This is a genomic window from Leucobacter komagatae (assembly GCF_006716085.1).
GTDB lineage: Bacteria > Actinomycetota > Actinomycetes > Actinomycetales > Microbacteriaceae > Leucobacter > Leucobacter komagatae.
The window spans coordinates 3,044,025-3,058,257 of sequence record NZ_VFON01000001.1 but is presented as its reverse complement, the minus strand read 5'-3'; the positions used below and the strand labels follow the sequence as shown (position 1 = coordinate 3,058,257).

Sequence of the window (14,233 nt, the reverse complement as noted above, 5' to 3'; positions counted from 1 at the left end):
GGGGTGAAAAACGCGGCGGGGTGTTTACCGAAGATTCGACAGCTGTCTCTGACGGAAACACCTCTCCGCAGGTAGGCAGGACGGCCCGTAAGGAGCGGCCAGAGTGGAAGCCTAACCCGGAAGAGGCACCGCCCGGCCACCCCGCGCCCCCACCCCTACTCGTCGAGCAGCGCCGCCGCGTACATCGGGCGCGCCGCGTCAGCGCTCGGCGGGTGGAAGAGGCCCGCGGTCGCGTCACGGTAGACGCGGCTGAGCTCGCTGCCGTTGTCGAAGCCCGAGCCGCCCGCGCAGATGAGCGCGGTCTCGGCGTTGCGGCGCGCGGCCGTCGACGCGTTCAGACGGGCCGAGACGAGGCGCAGCGGCCATTCGGAGTCGTAGTCGACAAGCTCGTCGAAGTCGCGCGTGTACGCGTCGAGCTGCGCGGGCACGGCCATGAACTCCATGTGGGCGTCGGCGAGACGCACGCGCGCCTCGGGCACCTCTGCGTGCGAGGTGCCGGCCTTCGCCGAGCGCCGCTTCTTCATCCCTGCTGCGGCGAGGTCGAGCGCCCGGCGCGCGACGCCCGCGTACACGGAGCCGATGAGCAGCTGGAAGTTCGCGGTGATCGCGAACGTGAGCAGGTCGGGGTGGCGGCCTGCCGGGATCTTCCGGGCGACCCGCTCCGGCCTGATGCGCGCGCCGTCGAGGATTGTCGCGCGGCTGTGCGAGGCGCGCATGCCGAGCACGTCCCACTGATCAGACACCGCAATACCGTTGCCACCCCACGCCGCGGCCTCCTCGGCGGTGCGCTCGAGGAACCCGTAGACGAGCGTCTCAGCGTCGGTGTCCGCGGTCGCGGTGTCGAGGCCGTGCACGATGAGCCGCGTCCACACGGGCGACAGCGACGTGAAGATCTTCACGCCCGAGAGCAGGTAGCCGCCGTCTTCCTGCGGCTCCGCCTTAGACTTCGACCCCTGCAGCACCCAGTCGTTCGCGGGCTCGCTGATGCCGAACGCGAAGATCTCGCCGGCCATCGCCTCCTCGAACACGTAGCCGAGCGATCGGTCGCCGCGCTCAAACATCGCCCGGATGACGCCCGTGCACATGAGGTGCATGTTGATCGCGAGCGCCGTGCCGGGGGCCGCGGTCGCGAGCCGCTGTTGCAGCCGCGACACTTCGTTGAGGGTGAGGCCGGGCCCGCCGAATTCCGACGGCACGAACAGCGTCAGGTAGCCGCGCTCGCGCAGCTCGTCGAGGTCTTCGTGGAAGAAGCTGTTCTCGCGGTCGTACACCGCCGCGCGCTCGCGAAACCGCTCGAGCAGTTCCTCGGGCAGGTAGCGCTCGGCAAGCTCCTGATGCCGCGTCTCTCGGTCGCTCATTCTCTCTCCGATCGTTGGTTCTTAGGTAAGCAGTGAGGCGCTACGACCGCTCGATGAGCACGGCCCCGTTGTGCCCGCCGAACCCGAACGAGGTCGACAGCACGCGCGAGACCACGGCCGAACGGGCAGCCCCCGCGACGAAGTCCCAGCCGTCGAACTCGGGGTCGCCAAGGTTCAGGGTCGGTGGCAAGAGCCGTTGGCGCAGAGCCACCACCGAGATAATCGCTTCGACGACGCCGCCCGCGCCGAGCAGGTGCCCGGTGCTCGATTTCGTCGCCGAGATCGGCGTGCGGCGCGCGTGCTCGCCGAGCACCGCCTCAAGGGCGAGGAGCTCGGCGGCGTCGCCCGCGGGGGTGCCGGTTCCGTGCGCGTTGATGTGGTCGACGGCCTCGGGGCCGACGCCCGCATCGGCGAGGCACTCGCGCACGGCCTGCGCGGCGCCGCGGCCCTCAGGGTGCGGCGCGGTCGGGTGGTGGGCGTCGCTCGCCGAGCCGAACCCGGCGAGCACCGCGAGCACCTCGGCGCCGCGCGCGAGCGCGTGCTCCTCCGATTCGATCAGGATCGCCGCAGCCCCCTGCGACATCACAAACCCAGAGCGAGCGCGGTCGAACGGCCGCGACGCGGTCTCGGGCGCCCCTTCGTAGCCTGCGGCGAGCGCGCGCATGTTCGCGTTCGACGAGAGGTTGACGCCGTTCAGGCAGTCCTCCATACCGACGACGAGCACGGCGTCGGCATAGCCGTGGCGGATCCGCCTGAGCCCATCCCCCAGCCCGACCGCGCCGCTCGCGCACGTCGCGGAGACGCCCTGGGCTGGCCCGCGGATCCCGTACCGCTGGCTGAGAAGCGCCGCCGCGGAATCTGGGGCGCCGTGGATCGAGAGGGTGAGCGGCACCGCGCGCGGGCCGCGCTCATCGAGCACCCGCGTCGCCGACTGCATCGCGTCGATGGGGCCGGATCCCGTCGCCGCGATCACGGCGATCCGCTCCGCGTCCCACGGCAGCGCGCCGGAGAGCCCACCACCGCTACCAACAACCGAAGCTGCGTCAACCCCGGCCTGCGCGAGCGCCTCGTCGGCCGCCCCGATCGCCCAGTGCTGCACGGGGCTCAGCCGCTTCGCGAGGCTCCGGTCGAGCACGGTCGAGACGTCGAAGCCGCGTACCTGCCCGCCGATCCGCACGGCGAGGCCGTCAAACTCGGGGCCCTCAAGCAGCGTGATCGCGCTCCGCCCCTGGACAACCGCGTTCCAGAGCTCGGGCACGCCAATGCCGCTCGGGGTCACAGCGCCGAGCCCCGTGATGACGACGCGTCGCCCATTCATAGTCGCTCCCCTTCGCCCGCTTCGATGAGTGCAACGGTCTCAGCCCGACGGATCTTCCCGCCGACCGTGCGCGGCAGCGCGTCCAGACGGTACCACTGGCGCGGCACGAACTGCGGAGCAAGCCGCTCGCGGCCCCACGCGCGCAGCGCATCCTTCCCTGCACCGCCCTCGGCTACACCCTCGACGACGAGCCCGACGACGCTCCCAAGCCGCGGGTGCGGCAGCGCGACCGCACAGACCGCGCCGAGACCGGGCATGCCCTCGAACGCCCTCTCGACCTCGGGGAGCGCGACCTTGTGCCCGCCCGTCACGACAATGTCGCCGGCCCGCCCGGCGAGCTGCAGTCTCCCGTCTACGATGCGCCCCTGGTCGTGTACGGTCGCCCAGCCATCAGCACCGCGCAACACGGCGTCGGTCGTGCCCGCGAGGTAGCCGTCGGAGCAGGCTGCCGCGTCGATCCAGAGAGTGCCGAACTCGCTGTCAGGCACCCGCTCGCCAGCTTCCGAGCGGATCTCGAACCCGATCCCCTCGTACACCTCAATGAGCGTGCCGTCGCCGCCCCGGCTGTCGCCGATGAACCCGATCTCGGCGGCCCCGTAGTAACTGATGAGCCGTACGCCCGGCAACACCGCACCGAGGCCCTCGCGCAGCGACGCCGACAGGTTCGCACCCCCGGTCACGACGAGTTCGAGCGAGGCGAACCTCTCCGGGTCGCGGCGGGCGGCGTCGCTGAGCGACTGCACGAGCGCGGGCACGGCGACGACGCGGGTGATCCGCTCCTCGTGCACGCGCCTCGCCATCGCGATCGCGTCGAACGCGTCGGCCATGTGCGCCGCTCCCCCGGTTGCGAGGCACTCGATGAGCGCGTAGAGGGTGAGGCTGTACGACACCGGGCCCGGCGCGAGCGTGTGCACCCCGGGCAGCGGTTCGAGGTACGCGCTCGACACCGCGACGTTCGCCCGGTACTGGTCGCGCGTCTTGAGAAACCCCTTCGGCGCGCTCGTCGTGCCCGACGAGAACAGCAGCAGGAACGGCTCGTCGCCGTCGCGCACTGTCGGCGCGTCCGCGAGCGGGGTGGCCCCGCGACCAGGATCCCGAACGTCCCGCTCCGCCGCACGAAATTCAGGGAGCGAGATGATCGTTCCGCCCCAGCCGCGCTCCCGAAGCGCCGGTGCGAGGTCATCGGCGTCGCTGATCACGAGCCCAATGCCGGTCGCGAGGACCACGTTCACGCGGTGTTCGAGCGGCCAGCGCGGGTCGATCGTGGCCGAGACTGCCCGGTACCCGGCGAGGCCCGCGACGATGCGCGACGTGTGGAACGCCGACTCGATACTCACCGCGGTGATCGGGATGCCCCGCGTCTCGGGCGCGGGTGCGGGCGGGGCGTCGTGCGCGCGGTGCAGGGCATCGACGACGGCGAAGACGCGGCGCGAGTCCTCGACGAGTTCGGCGTAGCTGAGTCGGCCGTCTTCCCCGGCGATAGCGACCCGCTCCGGGTGCTGGCTCGCGACCTCAAGTATCGACTGCGTGATCGGCACCCGGGACTCCCTGCGCTCGGCTTAGATGGACTCCGTCCAGCATACGCTCCCGCGGCCCGCCGGGCGCGCCCGGTTCGCGACCAGGGAACACCCGACCAGGGCGCCGTCGCCTGAGGGCCACAACTCAGCGAAACCGACGTATCCTTGGCGCATGGCTGGACACCGCATCTTCAAGCTCGCGTTCTCGGATCTCTACCCGAACTACACGCAGAAGGCCGAGCGCAAGGGCCGCACCAAGGCGGAGGTCGACGAGATCATCTGCTGGCTCACCGGCTACTCGCAGGCGCAGCTCGACGAGCTCATCGAGCCGGGCAACCCCGTGAACCTTGAGGAGTTCTTCCGCGACGCCCCGAAGATGAACATCGCCCGCTCACAGATCACGGGCACGATCTGCGGTGTGAAGATCGCCGAGATCGAAGACCCGCTGATGCTCGAGATCCGCTACCTCGACAAGCTCATCGACGAGCTCGCGAAGGGCAAGGCGATGGAGAAGATCCTCCGCACCCTGCCGACCCCGGCGTAGCTCGGGCAGCAACCCCACCCCGCCCACATCATTTTCGCGAAGGCACACCGATTTCGGGGCGATTTACGCGTGTTCTGGTGAAAATGGGGTGCTTGCGCGCGGCGCGGCGGGGCACGAGGCGACACGACGCGACACACGGCAACGCCGCCAGCGCGTACGCCCGACGCAAGGGCCCGGCCATTCGCCCCTAGTCGAAGGCAGGCCGCTGACGGTTGCGCTTCACCTCTGAGCGCTTACCCTTCGCCTGCAGGCGGCGCTCGCGTGAGCCACGGGTGGGCTTCGTCGCGCGGCGCTTCGGCCCGTCGGGGGCGAGCGCGGCAGCGACAACCTCGCCGAGCCTTTCGCGCGCGGTCTCGCGGTTACGCAGCTGCGAGCGCTGCTCTGACGACACGACGGTGATCACGCCCGCGACGAGCCTGTGCTGCAGCTTTTCGAGGAGGCGCTCGCGCTGCTCGTCAGTGAGGGCCTTCGAGGAGGCCACGTCCCAGAAGAGCTCGACGCGGCTATCCGAGGTGTTCACGTGCTGCCCGCCGGGCCCGGAGGATCGCGAAAACCGCCATCCGAGCTCAGCGGCCGGGATGGTCAGCTTGCGCGAGACCTGGATATCCACGGAACAAGGATCGCACACCCGCACCAGCCAAGAACCGGCACCGGCTCACTTCCGCCGCAGGCGCGGCATCTCGAAGAACCACGGGAAGTGCAGCTTTTCCAGCGCCCAGCGCGCGAACAGGGGAAGCACGACACCGGCGACGGTGCCCACGATCATGAACACGGCAGGCGATTCCACGCCGAGTCTGACGAGCACGATCCGCGCCCCCGCCCCGGCGAGGATGTGCGCGAGATAAATCTCGAGGGTGCGGCTGCCCACAACCGACAGGGGCTTGGAGAGCACCGTGCGCGACAGCGCTGTGCAGACGAGCATCATGCCCGCCGCGCACAAGAGGGCGGTAAAAATACTGAGCGGCAGCAGCTCGACCGGCGCTGGCGGGCGCCCCTCCGTTGGCGGCGATAGCGGCAGTCGCGTGAGCGCCCCACCAATGGCGACGCTCACCAGCCCCACGCTCCACAAGAAGCCGCTCCCGAAGCGGTCGAGCCACGCTGCGAGCTTCTTGGGGTCGGTGACGGTGCCCGCCATGTAGAAAACATAGAGCGCGAGGCCGTGCAGGCCGACGTATGAGCTCGCGATACCCCAGGTGAAGACAGAGAGCACGCCGGTCACCACGAGGGTGATCACGGTTCGCCTGGTGCTCAGCCACGGCATGATGAGGGCCCCGAAGAACTCGGCGATCATCATCCACGGCATGAACCAAAGTTGGCCCTCGACCTTCCACACCTGCAGCAGGTCGATCGGAGACACGGTCGTGTTCGCGGCATCGCCGACGACCAGCTTCACCCCCGACTGGAGGAAGAACCAGAGCAGGTAAAGGTAGCCCCACTGAACCACGCGAAGGCGAACGAAGCCCCAGAACCCGTGACGCTCCCTCGACCGCCGCATGAAGAGCCCGGTGAGAAACGGGAAGAGCAGCATGCACCAGGTGGCGAAGAACCGATCCATCCACTGGTAGGCCTCAGAGTCGCCGTCAAGAATGCCGGCGCCGGCGAGGCCGCGATTGACGTGGGTGAAGACCACCACGATGATCGCGATGCCGCGCGCCGCGTCGATGGCGCCGAGCCGAGCCGCTGCGGGTTTGGCCTGCGGAGCTCCGAGAGACTCGGGAGCCGGAGGCGCCGCCGCATCCGCGCCGGGCGCGTCATTCTCATATTTCACCACACTAGTATGCCACACCTTTGCAATTCGACCCCCTACACCCTGCCCGCATCCCAGGAGGGCGCAATCTCGAGCCCGCCCACGCCGCAGAACGCCCCTACGTGCCGCCTCGAGGTTTTGTAGAACATCCAGCATCAAAGCGCCCGATTCTTGTTGCATCCGTCACACAATCACGAATCTGCGCCGCCGCGAACCCAGGCGCCCAACGCGTGATTAGGCTCGCCCTACCATTCAGCAGGTCAACGTGGACCTTCGATGGCCAGATACGGAGCCGATGTATATGACTACCGATTCTCAGCAGACCCCACCGCGCCGCCGGGTCCCGGCGATCCCGATCCTCGCGGGCCTCCTCGGCCTCTCGCTGATCGGCACGGCCGCGTTCGCCCTCACCGCGAGCTCGAGCATCAACGAGGGCGCGACACGGCTCGACGCGGGAGCGACCGAGCTCGCGGCCGGCGCGACCGACCTCACCACTGGGCTCGACGACCTCGCGACGGGCACCGAAAGCCTCGCGGGCAGCGCGATTCAGCTCAGCGACGGCGGCACGCGCCTCCGCTCGGGCGCAGACAATCTCTCGCTCGGCGCGACGCGGCTACACACCGGGGCGGAGAGCGCGAAGGCCGGCAGCGAAACCCTCGCAGCAGGCGCGGAGCGCGCCGCGGCGGGCACCGCCGAACTGCACGACGGCGCCGCAAGGCTCGAGTCGGGCGTCGCCGAGGTTGGCCAGGGGGCTGGTGCGCTCGCCGACGGCACATCGCGGCTCGCCGCCGGGGCCGGCAGCCTCGCCGCAGGGACGGGGCAGGCAGCCGCGGGGACGGGGCAGCTCGACAGCGGCGCGACCCAGCTCGTGCAGGGCATCAAGCAGCTCAACGACAGGGTGCAGAACCGCAAGCCACGCGTGCAAGCCCTCGACGCTGGCGCGACCGCGCTCGAGCGAGGGCTCGGCGAGTACCTCCCCGGCGTCGTCTCGCTGTCGGGCGGGGTACTGCTGCTCTCCGACGGGGTCGACAGCCTCGCGTCCGGGGTCACCGGCCTGCAGGGCGGCTTCGCCGGGCTCAAGCAGGGCGGCGACGCGCTGAGCGCCGGCGTCGCTCAGCTCCCCGCCGGGATCGACGGGATCCGCGCCGTGACCGGTCAGGCGCTGAGCAGCGCGCAGGCCGTTCAGGGGGCGGTCGGCGAGCTCGGTGGCGTGGCGTCCGGCGCCGTCGCCTCGGCGGAAGCCTCGTCAGGGCAGCTCGCGACCGCGAGCGGCGAGACCGCGGCCCTCGCAGACCTCGTCGCAGGGCTGAACCCCGACGAGCCGCTCAGCGCGGAGACCCTTGCGCAACTGCAGAGCGCGGCCGCTTCAGCGAGCGCGGCGACAGTCGCCGCGCAGAGCGCCCAGGGCGAGGCCGTCGCGCAGCTCCAGGGCTTCGCCGGCTCAATCGCGGGCGACAGCGGGAACGCGCTGACCGCCCAGGCAGGCGCGACAGTCGGCCTGCTCGGGGCCCTCGAGCCACAGGCCATCACCCCGCTCGCAGCCGGGGTCGACCGGCTGAGCGGCGGGATCGCCGGCCTGCAGACCGGTCTCGGCCAGTTCGGCGGCGGCCTCGATCAGCTCGCCGCGGGCGTTGCCCCGCTGCCCGAGAGCATGGAACTGCTGAGCGGCGGAGCCCAGCGGCTCATCGACAACACCCCGGCACTCGCGAAGGGCGCCCCCGGCCTCGCCGCGGGTATGAACGAACTGCTCGACGAGTTCCTCGAACTCGCTGACGGCACCCAAGACGCGCACAAGGCGACCCAGCGGGTCAAGGCCGGCACGAGCACCCTCCATCAGGGAGCCCAGCAGCTCAACGCGGGTGCACGCGAACTCGCAAACGGCGCCTCTTCCGCGGCAGACGGTGCCGGCAGGCTGGCGGCCGGGAGCGGCGCGCTCGGTGACGGCGTCTCGCGCCTCCACACCGGCGTCGACACGCTTGCCGACGGCTCCGTGAGCATCAGTGACGGCGCGGGGCGCCTCGACGAGGGGCTGACTGACCTCGTCGACGGCTCGCTCGCCCTCAGCGATGGGGCCCGCACGCTCAACACTGGCGCTAAGACGCTCGACGAGGGTCTCCTCAAGCTCCGCGCGGGGTCGGGCAAGCTCGACGACGGCGCGCAGGCAGCCTCGGCCGGTTCGCAGAAGCTCGCGGGCGGCACGGAGACGCTCGCGGCCGGCACGACCGAGCTGTCAACGAGCGTCGCCCCGCTCGCACCGGGCAGGGTGCTCACGAGCCCGTGGATCCTGCTCGGCGTTGCGCTCCTCGTCGCGGCGACCGTGACCGCGGTGATGCTCGGGAGCCGCAGGAACCACGGATGATTGCCGGGAACGGGGGCGGCTTCGCCCCCGCCCGGTAGTCTGGAACCATGAGCGACCTTCGAGATCCCGGTGACGCATGGGTGACGGCCGCAGACGGAAACCGCTACTGGGGTAAGTTCGGCGCGGCGGGCCTCCTCGCCTATGACCGGGCGCTCGACGCGATCCTCATGCAGCACCGCGTCTCCTGGAGCGACCACGGCAACACCTGGGGCATCCCCGGCGGCGCGATCAACCAGGGCGAAGCGACGATCGACGGCGCGATCCGCGAGGCGCAGGAGGAGGCCGGCGTTCCCGACAACGCCGTGACCCCGCGATACACGCACGTGCTCGACCGGGGCGGCTGGTCGTACACGACCGTCGTCGCCGAGGTGAAGACGCCGTTCACCCCCGAGATCACCGACCCCGAGAGTCACGCGCTCGAGTGGGTGCCTGTCGACGAGGTCGAGCTCAAAGAACTGCACCCCGCGTTCGCGGCGACCTGGCAGCTGCTCAAGCCGATCGTGCGCCGCACCCCGACCATCATCGTCGACGCGGCGAACGTCGTCGGCACGGTGCCCGACGGCTGGTGGAAAGACCGCAAGGGGTCGACGGAGCGCCTCCGCGACCGCATCGAGGCGCTCGCCGTCTCGGGCGAGGGTGTGCGCGCAGCGTTCTTCGACATGCCCGCCGACCTGCACGGCGGGCTCGTCTTCCCGGACTGGGTCTTCATCACCGAGAGCACCGCGCGCGGCATCTCCACGACCGAGAACGTGCGCGTCGTCGACGCGACGACCTCGGGCGACGACGCGATCGTCGAGGAGGCGGCCGCGCTCGCGAACCGGGGCGGACTCGGCATCGTCGTCACGAGCGATAATGAGCTGCGGGTGCGCTCATCGGCGGTGGGGGTCGAGACGACCCGCGGGTCGAAGCAGCTACTCGACCTACTCGACCGGTCGGAGCGCTAGCCGCCGCACGATCCCGTACGCGATGAGGCCCTGCCCGAACGTATAGGTGAGCATCACCGCGCCGTTCGTCCAGTCGGGCATCGCGTCGGGTGTGAAGATGCGAAACGACAGGATCGCGTCAGACATGAGAAACCAGAAGCCACCCCAGGCGACGACGCCACCGCAGCGCGCGGCGAACGCCGCGGTCGCGACGAGCAGCGCGCCGTAGACGAACACGGGCGCCGTGAGCGCTCCGGTGTGCGGCACGAGCAGCGAGACGAGCACAGCGTACGCGGCGACGTAGCCGAGCGTCCAGGCCGGGAACCGCCCCTGCGCTATGCCGCGCCCGCGCCACATGAGCAGCACGTAGCAGACGTGCGCGATACCGAAGCAGGCGAGCATCATCGGCACTTCGTTCTCGAACATCGGGAAGAACGTCGAGGCGCCATCGCCGAGCCACGAGAACACGACGCCGGCGATGAGCAGCGCGAGCGCGCGGCCCGGCCACGGCCGAAGCCCGGCGGAGGCCCAGAGCACCGCGACCGCGAGGAGCGGCATGAGCATGAGCTTGGTGGGCCCGGCGAGCGGGTGGTCGGCGAACCGGAACGCGACGTGGATCACGGAGATCACCGCGTACGGCACGAACGGCAGCGCGAGCTGCTGCAGATGCCCGGCGGCCCCAGAACGCCCGAGGCCCCCGGGGTCCCCGGGGTCCTCACCGGCCGGGTCGGTGCGCTGCCCGGCGGGGCTCAGCCCACCGGGCAGCGCGTCGGTCACTGCTCGACCAGGATGCCGTCGGAGTCGCACCACACCATCGCGCCCGGCGTGAACGTCACACCGCCGAACGTGACGGGCACGTCGGTCTCGCCGCTGCCCGTCTTCGTCGACTTTGCGGGGTTCGACCCGAGGGCCTTCACGCCCAGTGGCAGCGTGCCGATCGCGACGCGGTCACGGATCGCGCCATTCACAATGATGCCGGCCCAGCCGTTGTCTGCGCCGAGGCCCGCGATGATGTCGCCGACGAGTGCGGTCTCGAGCGACCCCTCGCCGTCGATGACAAGCACGGCCCCGTCGCCGGGCGTCGACAGCACGCTCTTCAGGCGGGCGTTGTCTTGGAAGCACTTCACCGTGCGCACGGTGCCGCTGAAGCTCGTCTCGCCGCCGCAATCCTGGAACTGGAGCGATACGGACTGGAGCTCTGCGCCCCGCTCGTCGTAGAGATCTGCGGTGCTGATGGTGTCCATCTTGATGGCCCTCATTCCTGTGTGTCTGCCGCCAACGCCCCCACGCTACCGCGCAAGGGAGTTGACTCGCTACGGAAATGTGCTGTACAAATGTACATGTACAGAAGTACAGGATCGCGTCGAGCAGCACACGGGGGAAGCGACAATGAGTGAGCCACTCGCTCCGGGCAAACGCGACCCCGAAGGGCGCCGCCGCGCCATCCTGCGCGCCGCGACCGAGATCATCGTCACCCGCGGCGCCGCCGCCCTCACGCACCGCGCGGTCGCGAGCCACGCGGGCGTCTCGCTCGGCTCGACGACCCAGTACTTCTCCTCCATCGAGGAGCTGCGCGAGGAGGCCCTGCGCGAACTCGCGCAGGAGGACGACGAGGCGCTCGCGGCGCTCGAGCCGCACCTTGCGACGCTCCAGACCGACCCGTCGGGCGCGGTCACCGAGCTGCTCAGCTACCTGCAGGATCCCCGTGCCGTGAACGCCGATATCGCGCTCTTCTCGAGCGCGACCGCTGACCCGAGCCTCCGCGAGCTCGCGCTGCGGTGGAGCGACAAGCTCATCGAGATGCTCTCGGTGCACTTCGATCGGGATCGCGCAGAGGCGATCGCCGTGTACATCGACGGCGCGACGATCCACGCAGGGCTCAGGCAGCAGCCGCTCTCCCGCGAGGCGCTAACGCTCGCGCTCACCGCCCTCGCGGGTTCCCCCACTTCACCTCGACCCACCAGCACGACTGGCCACCCATCCGAAAAGTCTGAGTCATGACGAACGAACACCAGCCCACTCTGAACGCCCCGCACACCGACCCCGCGCAGGCCACCGCCGCGCCCATCAGTCGTGCCCGACGTTGGGGGGCGCTCGCGGTGCTCACCGCGAGCCTGCTCGTCATCACGATGGACATGACGATCTTGAACATCGCGCTCCCGAAGATGTCTGCCGAGCTGCACCCGACCGCGGCGCAGCAGCTGTGGATCATCGACGTCTACTCGCTTGTACTCGCCGGCCTGCTCGTGTCGTTCGCAGCGCTCGCAGACCGCTGGGGCCGCAAGCGCATGCTCATGCTCGGGTACACCCTCTTCGGGCTCGCCTCGCTGCTCGTGCTCATCGCGTCGAGTGCGGAGGCCGTCATCACGATCAGGGCCCTCCTCGGCATCGGCGGCGCCATGATCATGCCGACGACGCTCTCGCTCATCCGCGTCACGTTCACCGACCCGCGCGAGCGCGCGACCGCGCTGAGCATTTGGGCCGCGGTATCGGGCCTCGGCGCGGCCGTCGGCCCGCTCATCGGCGGCGTGCTCCTTGAGCACTTCTCGTGGCACGCGGCGTTCCTCGTGAACGTGCCGCTCATGCTTGCGGGTGTGATCGCGGGCATCCTCGTGCTTCCCGAGTCGAGGGTCAAGAACCCGGGCCGTTGGGATTTCCTCGCGGCGATCCTCTCGTTCGCGGGCATGACGCTCGTCATCTGGTCGATCAAGACGTTCGCGGCCGAGTCGAGCTTCCTCGTGCCGAGCGCGCTCGTCACGTTCTCGGCTGGCATCGCCCTGCTCGCCTGGTTCATCGTGCGCTGTCTGCGCAGCGACGCACCCCTGCTCGAGCTCGCGCTGTTCAAGAACCGCCCGTTCTCAGCCGGCATCATCGCGGCTCTCGGCTCGTCGTTCGCGATGGGCGCGGCTCTGCTGCTGCTCGCACAGTGGATGCAGATCATCGACGGCGCGACCCCGATCGAGGCGGGCGTGCGACTCATCCCCGTCGCGATCGCCGGCGCAATCGCCTCCCTCGCCGCTCCCCCAATCGCGCGCCTCATCGGCTCGCGCGCGGTACTCGCGGGCGGCATCGCGCTCGCCGGCATCGGCATGCTCGCCATCGGGCTTCAACCCGGAACGCTCACCTACACGACGGTACTCATCGCGCTCACCCTCGTCGGGTTCGGCACGGGCTCGCTCGCGATCGGTTCGGCGATGATCATGCACGGCACCCCCGAGGATAAGGCGGGCAGCGCCGGCGCGATCGAGGAGACCTCGTACGAGCTCGGCGCGGTGCTCGGCGTCGCTATCCTCGGCTCGATCGCCGCCATCCTGTACCGCTCTGGCCTCACGGGCAATCCGCTCGTGGACGGGCTCGGCGCCGAGGCTGCAAAGCAGGCGAACGACTCGCTCGGCGCCGCCGCGGCGATCGCAGAGGAGCTGAAGCTGCCCGACCTGCTCGCGACCGCGAGCGACGCGTTCACGTCGTCCATGCAGACGACCGGGATCGTCGGCGGCCTCACCATGCTCGCCATCGCCGCGTCGGTGTTCTTCATCACGCCGAAGGGCACCGACGTCTCCGAGGCCTCGCACTAGCGACGAACCCCGGGTGCTCGGCGCTGCGCCGGGCGCTCGGGGTTTCCACTAGGGGTCGGTAGGTACCCCGGTACTATCGACCCCGGTACCGGGGCAGGACGCGCAGACGACCGGTCAACTCGTAGCCTAGAGATATCAAGGCAGCGTACGGCAGAAAGGATCGTCATCATGACCACCGACGCAAACACTCAACAGCTCACTGATGGAGTCGCACAGCCCGACGCCGTCGCCAAGGAACTGCCCGAGGGAGTACAGGCAGCGCCTGAGGCCCCCGAGGCCCCCGTCGCAGCCCCCGTTTACACCGCGCCAGTGCAGACACAGGCTCCAGCACAGGCGCAGTACACGGTCCCGCCGCAGATCGCGGTTCCGGCGACCGGCGTTCAGCCCACGCTGACGCAGCCCACGCAGGCTCCGTACACCGGGGCTCAGCCCACGCAGCCGCAGTACGCGGTTCCGCCGCAGGCGTCCCAGGCACCCCAGGTACCCCAAGCACCCCAGGGTCAGTACGGCGTTCCGCCCCAGGCCCCGCAGTACGCGGTGCCTGCGAGCATGAACCCGGCTCCCGGGAAGAACGCGTACGGCTTCTCCGTCGCGAGCTTCGTGATCGGCATCGCGTCGATCCTCAGCGCATGGACCTTCGTCGCCCCGATCGTCGGCCTTGTGCTCGGCATCCTCGCGCTTCGCCGCAACACGACCGAGCGCACACTCGCGCTCTGGGGCGTGTGGCTGAACGGCGCGATGCTCGCGTTTGCAGCGATCGGGCTCGTGCTCTTCATCGGGCTGGTATCGTTCGGGGCCTTCGCGAGCGCTGCGAGCTACGGGTTCTAGCTCAGCGGCACCCCGGGTAGCATCTCGGGCAGCGTCTCACCCGGCGCCTATTGAACAGGGCGGG

At 70.0% G+C, this 14,233-nt stretch carries 13 protein-coding genes; 6 read left to right on the top strand and 7 right to left on the bottom strand.

Translation table 11 applies throughout. The annotated features are described in order from the left end of the window. Window positions 1-155: 155 nt before the first annotated feature. The 3 genes from FB468_RS13805 to FB468_RS13795 are packed head-to-tail and all read right to left on the bottom strand — an operon-like array spanning window position 156 to window position 4,214. Window positions 156-1,358, bottom strand: a complete 1,203-nt coding sequence (locus FB468_RS13805; RefSeq protein ID WP_141887855.1) for an acyl-CoA dehydrogenase family protein — start codon at window positions 1,356-1,358, stop codon at window positions 156-158. 40 nt (window positions 1,359-1,398) lie between these two features. Further along, window positions 1,399-2,676 carry a beta-ketoacyl-[acyl-carrier-protein] synthase family protein gene (locus FB468_RS13800; protein ID WP_141887854.1) on the bottom strand — a complete coding sequence of 426 codons (1,278 nt, stop codon included), beginning with the start codon at window positions 2,674-2,676 and terminating at the stop codon, window positions 1,399-1,401. Continuing rightward, entirely contained in the window at window positions 2,673-4,214 is a 1,542-nt protein-coding gene (locus FB468_RS13795) for a class I adenylate-forming enzyme family protein (protein WP_141887853.1), read from the bottom strand. Before FB468_RS13795 ends, FB468_RS13800 begins: the two co-directional genes overlap by 4 nt. A 151-nt stretch (window positions 4,215-4,365) precedes the next feature. Here FB468_RS13795 and FB468_RS13790 point away from each other — a divergent pair, with 151 nt between their 5' ends. After that, a complete protein-coding gene (locus FB468_RS13790) occupies window positions 4,366-4,737 on the top strand; it encodes a DUF2200 domain-containing protein (RefSeq protein WP_141887852.1) in 372 nt (123 codons plus the stop codon). Between the two features lie 187 nt (window positions 4,738-4,924). On the opposite strand, the gene arfB is transcribed toward FB468_RS13790, so the two are convergent. Both arfB and FB468_RS13780 read right to left on the bottom strand, forming a co-directional pair. Next, complete coding sequence (gene arfB / locus FB468_RS13785) at window positions 4,925-5,347, bottom strand: alternative ribosome rescue aminoacyl-tRNA hydrolase ArfB (protein WP_141887851.1); 423 nt, start codon at window positions 5,345-5,347, stop codon at window positions 4,925-4,927. A 45-nt stretch (window positions 5,348-5,392) separates the two neighbouring features. Continuing rightward, window positions 5,393-6,505: an acyltransferase family protein gene (locus FB468_RS13780; protein WP_170219737.1), complete on the bottom strand. Its 1,113-nt coding sequence runs from the start codon at window positions 6,503-6,505 to the stop codon at window positions 5,393-5,395. Between the two features lie 280 nt (window positions 6,506-6,785). Between FB468_RS13780 and FB468_RS13775 the strand changes: the two genes are divergently transcribed. Then, window positions 6,786-8,843 carry a hypothetical protein gene (locus FB468_RS13775; RefSeq protein WP_170219736.1) on the top strand — a complete coding sequence of 686 codons (2,058 nt, stop codon included), beginning with the start codon at window positions 6,786-6,788 and terminating at the stop codon, window positions 8,841-8,843. Window positions 8,844-8,890: 47 nt separating this feature from the next. Beyond that, entirely contained in the window at window positions 8,891-9,787 is an 897-nt protein-coding gene (locus FB468_RS13770) for an NUDIX domain-containing protein (protein ID WP_141887848.1), read from the top strand. Here the strand turns inward: FB468_RS13770 and FB468_RS13765 are convergent. Then, entirely contained in the window at window positions 9,764-10,543 is a 780-nt protein-coding gene (locus tag FB468_RS13765; protein WP_246055898.1) for a lysoplasmalogenase family protein, read from the bottom strand. The two genes, FB468_RS13770 and FB468_RS13765, sit on opposite strands and share 24 nt — an antisense overlap. Continuing rightward, on the bottom strand, window positions 10,540-11,010 hold the full coding sequence (gene rraA, locus FB468_RS13760) for a ribonuclease E activity regulator RraA (RefSeq protein WP_141888372.1): 471 nt from the start codon (window positions 11,008-11,010) through the stop codon (window positions 10,540-10,542). The genes FB468_RS13765 and rraA overlap by 4 nt, the downstream gene beginning before the upstream one ends. Window positions 11,011-11,155: 145 nt before the next feature. Between rraA and FB468_RS13755 the strand changes: the two genes are divergently transcribed. The 3 genes from FB468_RS13755 (at window position 11,156) to FB468_RS13745 (ending at window position 14,169) form a co-directional block, all read left to right on the top strand. Continuing rightward, on the top strand, window positions 11,156-11,767 hold the full coding sequence (locus tag FB468_RS13755; protein WP_141887847.1) for a TetR/AcrR family transcriptional regulator: 612 nt from the start codon (window positions 11,156-11,158) through the stop codon (window positions 11,765-11,767). After that, window positions 11,764-13,341, top strand: a complete 1,578-nt coding sequence (locus FB468_RS13750) for an MFS transporter (RefSeq protein ID WP_141887846.1) — start codon at window positions 11,764-11,766, stop codon at window positions 13,339-13,341. Before FB468_RS13755 ends, FB468_RS13750 begins: the two co-directional genes overlap by 4 nt. A 168-nt stretch (window positions 13,342-13,509) precedes the next feature. Continuing rightward, a complete protein-coding gene (locus tag FB468_RS13745) occupies window positions 13,510-14,169 on the top strand; it encodes a DUF4190 domain-containing protein (protein ID WP_141887845.1) in 660 nt (219 codons plus the stop codon). Window positions 14,170-14,233 lie beyond the last annotated feature (64 nt).

Coding starts and splice junctions, on each gene's coding strand:
- FB468_RS13805 (WP_141887855.1), bottom strand. CDS start 1,358: ATGAGCGACCGAGAGACGCGGCATCAGGAGCTTGCCGAGCGCTACCTG.
- FB468_RS13800 (WP_141887854.1), bottom strand. CDS start 2,676: ATGAATGGGCGACGCGTCGTCATCACGGGGCTCGGCGCTGTGACCCCG.
- FB468_RS13790 (WP_141887852.1), top strand. CDS start 4,366: ATGGCTGGACACCGCATCTTCAAGCTCGCGTTCTCGGATCTCTACCCG.
- FB468_RS13775 (WP_170219736.1), top strand. CDS start 6,786: ATGACTACCGATTCTCAGCAGACCCCACCGCGCCGCCGGGTCCCGGCG.
- FB468_RS13770 (WP_141887848.1), top strand. CDS start 8,891: ATGAGCGACCTTCGAGATCCCGGTGACGCATGGGTGACGGCCGCAGAC.
- rraA (WP_141888372.1), bottom strand. CDS start 11,010: ATGGACACCATCAGCACCGCAGATCTCTACGACGAGCGGGGCGCAGAG.
- FB468_RS13755 (WP_141887847.1), top strand. CDS start 11,156: ATGAGTGAGCCACTCGCTCCGGGCAAACGCGACCCCGAAGGGCGCCGC.
- FB468_RS13750 (WP_141887846.1), top strand. CDS start 11,764: ATGACGAACGAACACCAGCCCACTCTGAACGCCCCGCACACCGACCCC.
- FB468_RS13745 (WP_141887845.1), top strand. CDS start 13,510: ATGACCACCGACGCAAACACTCAACAGCTCACTGATGGAGTCGCACAG.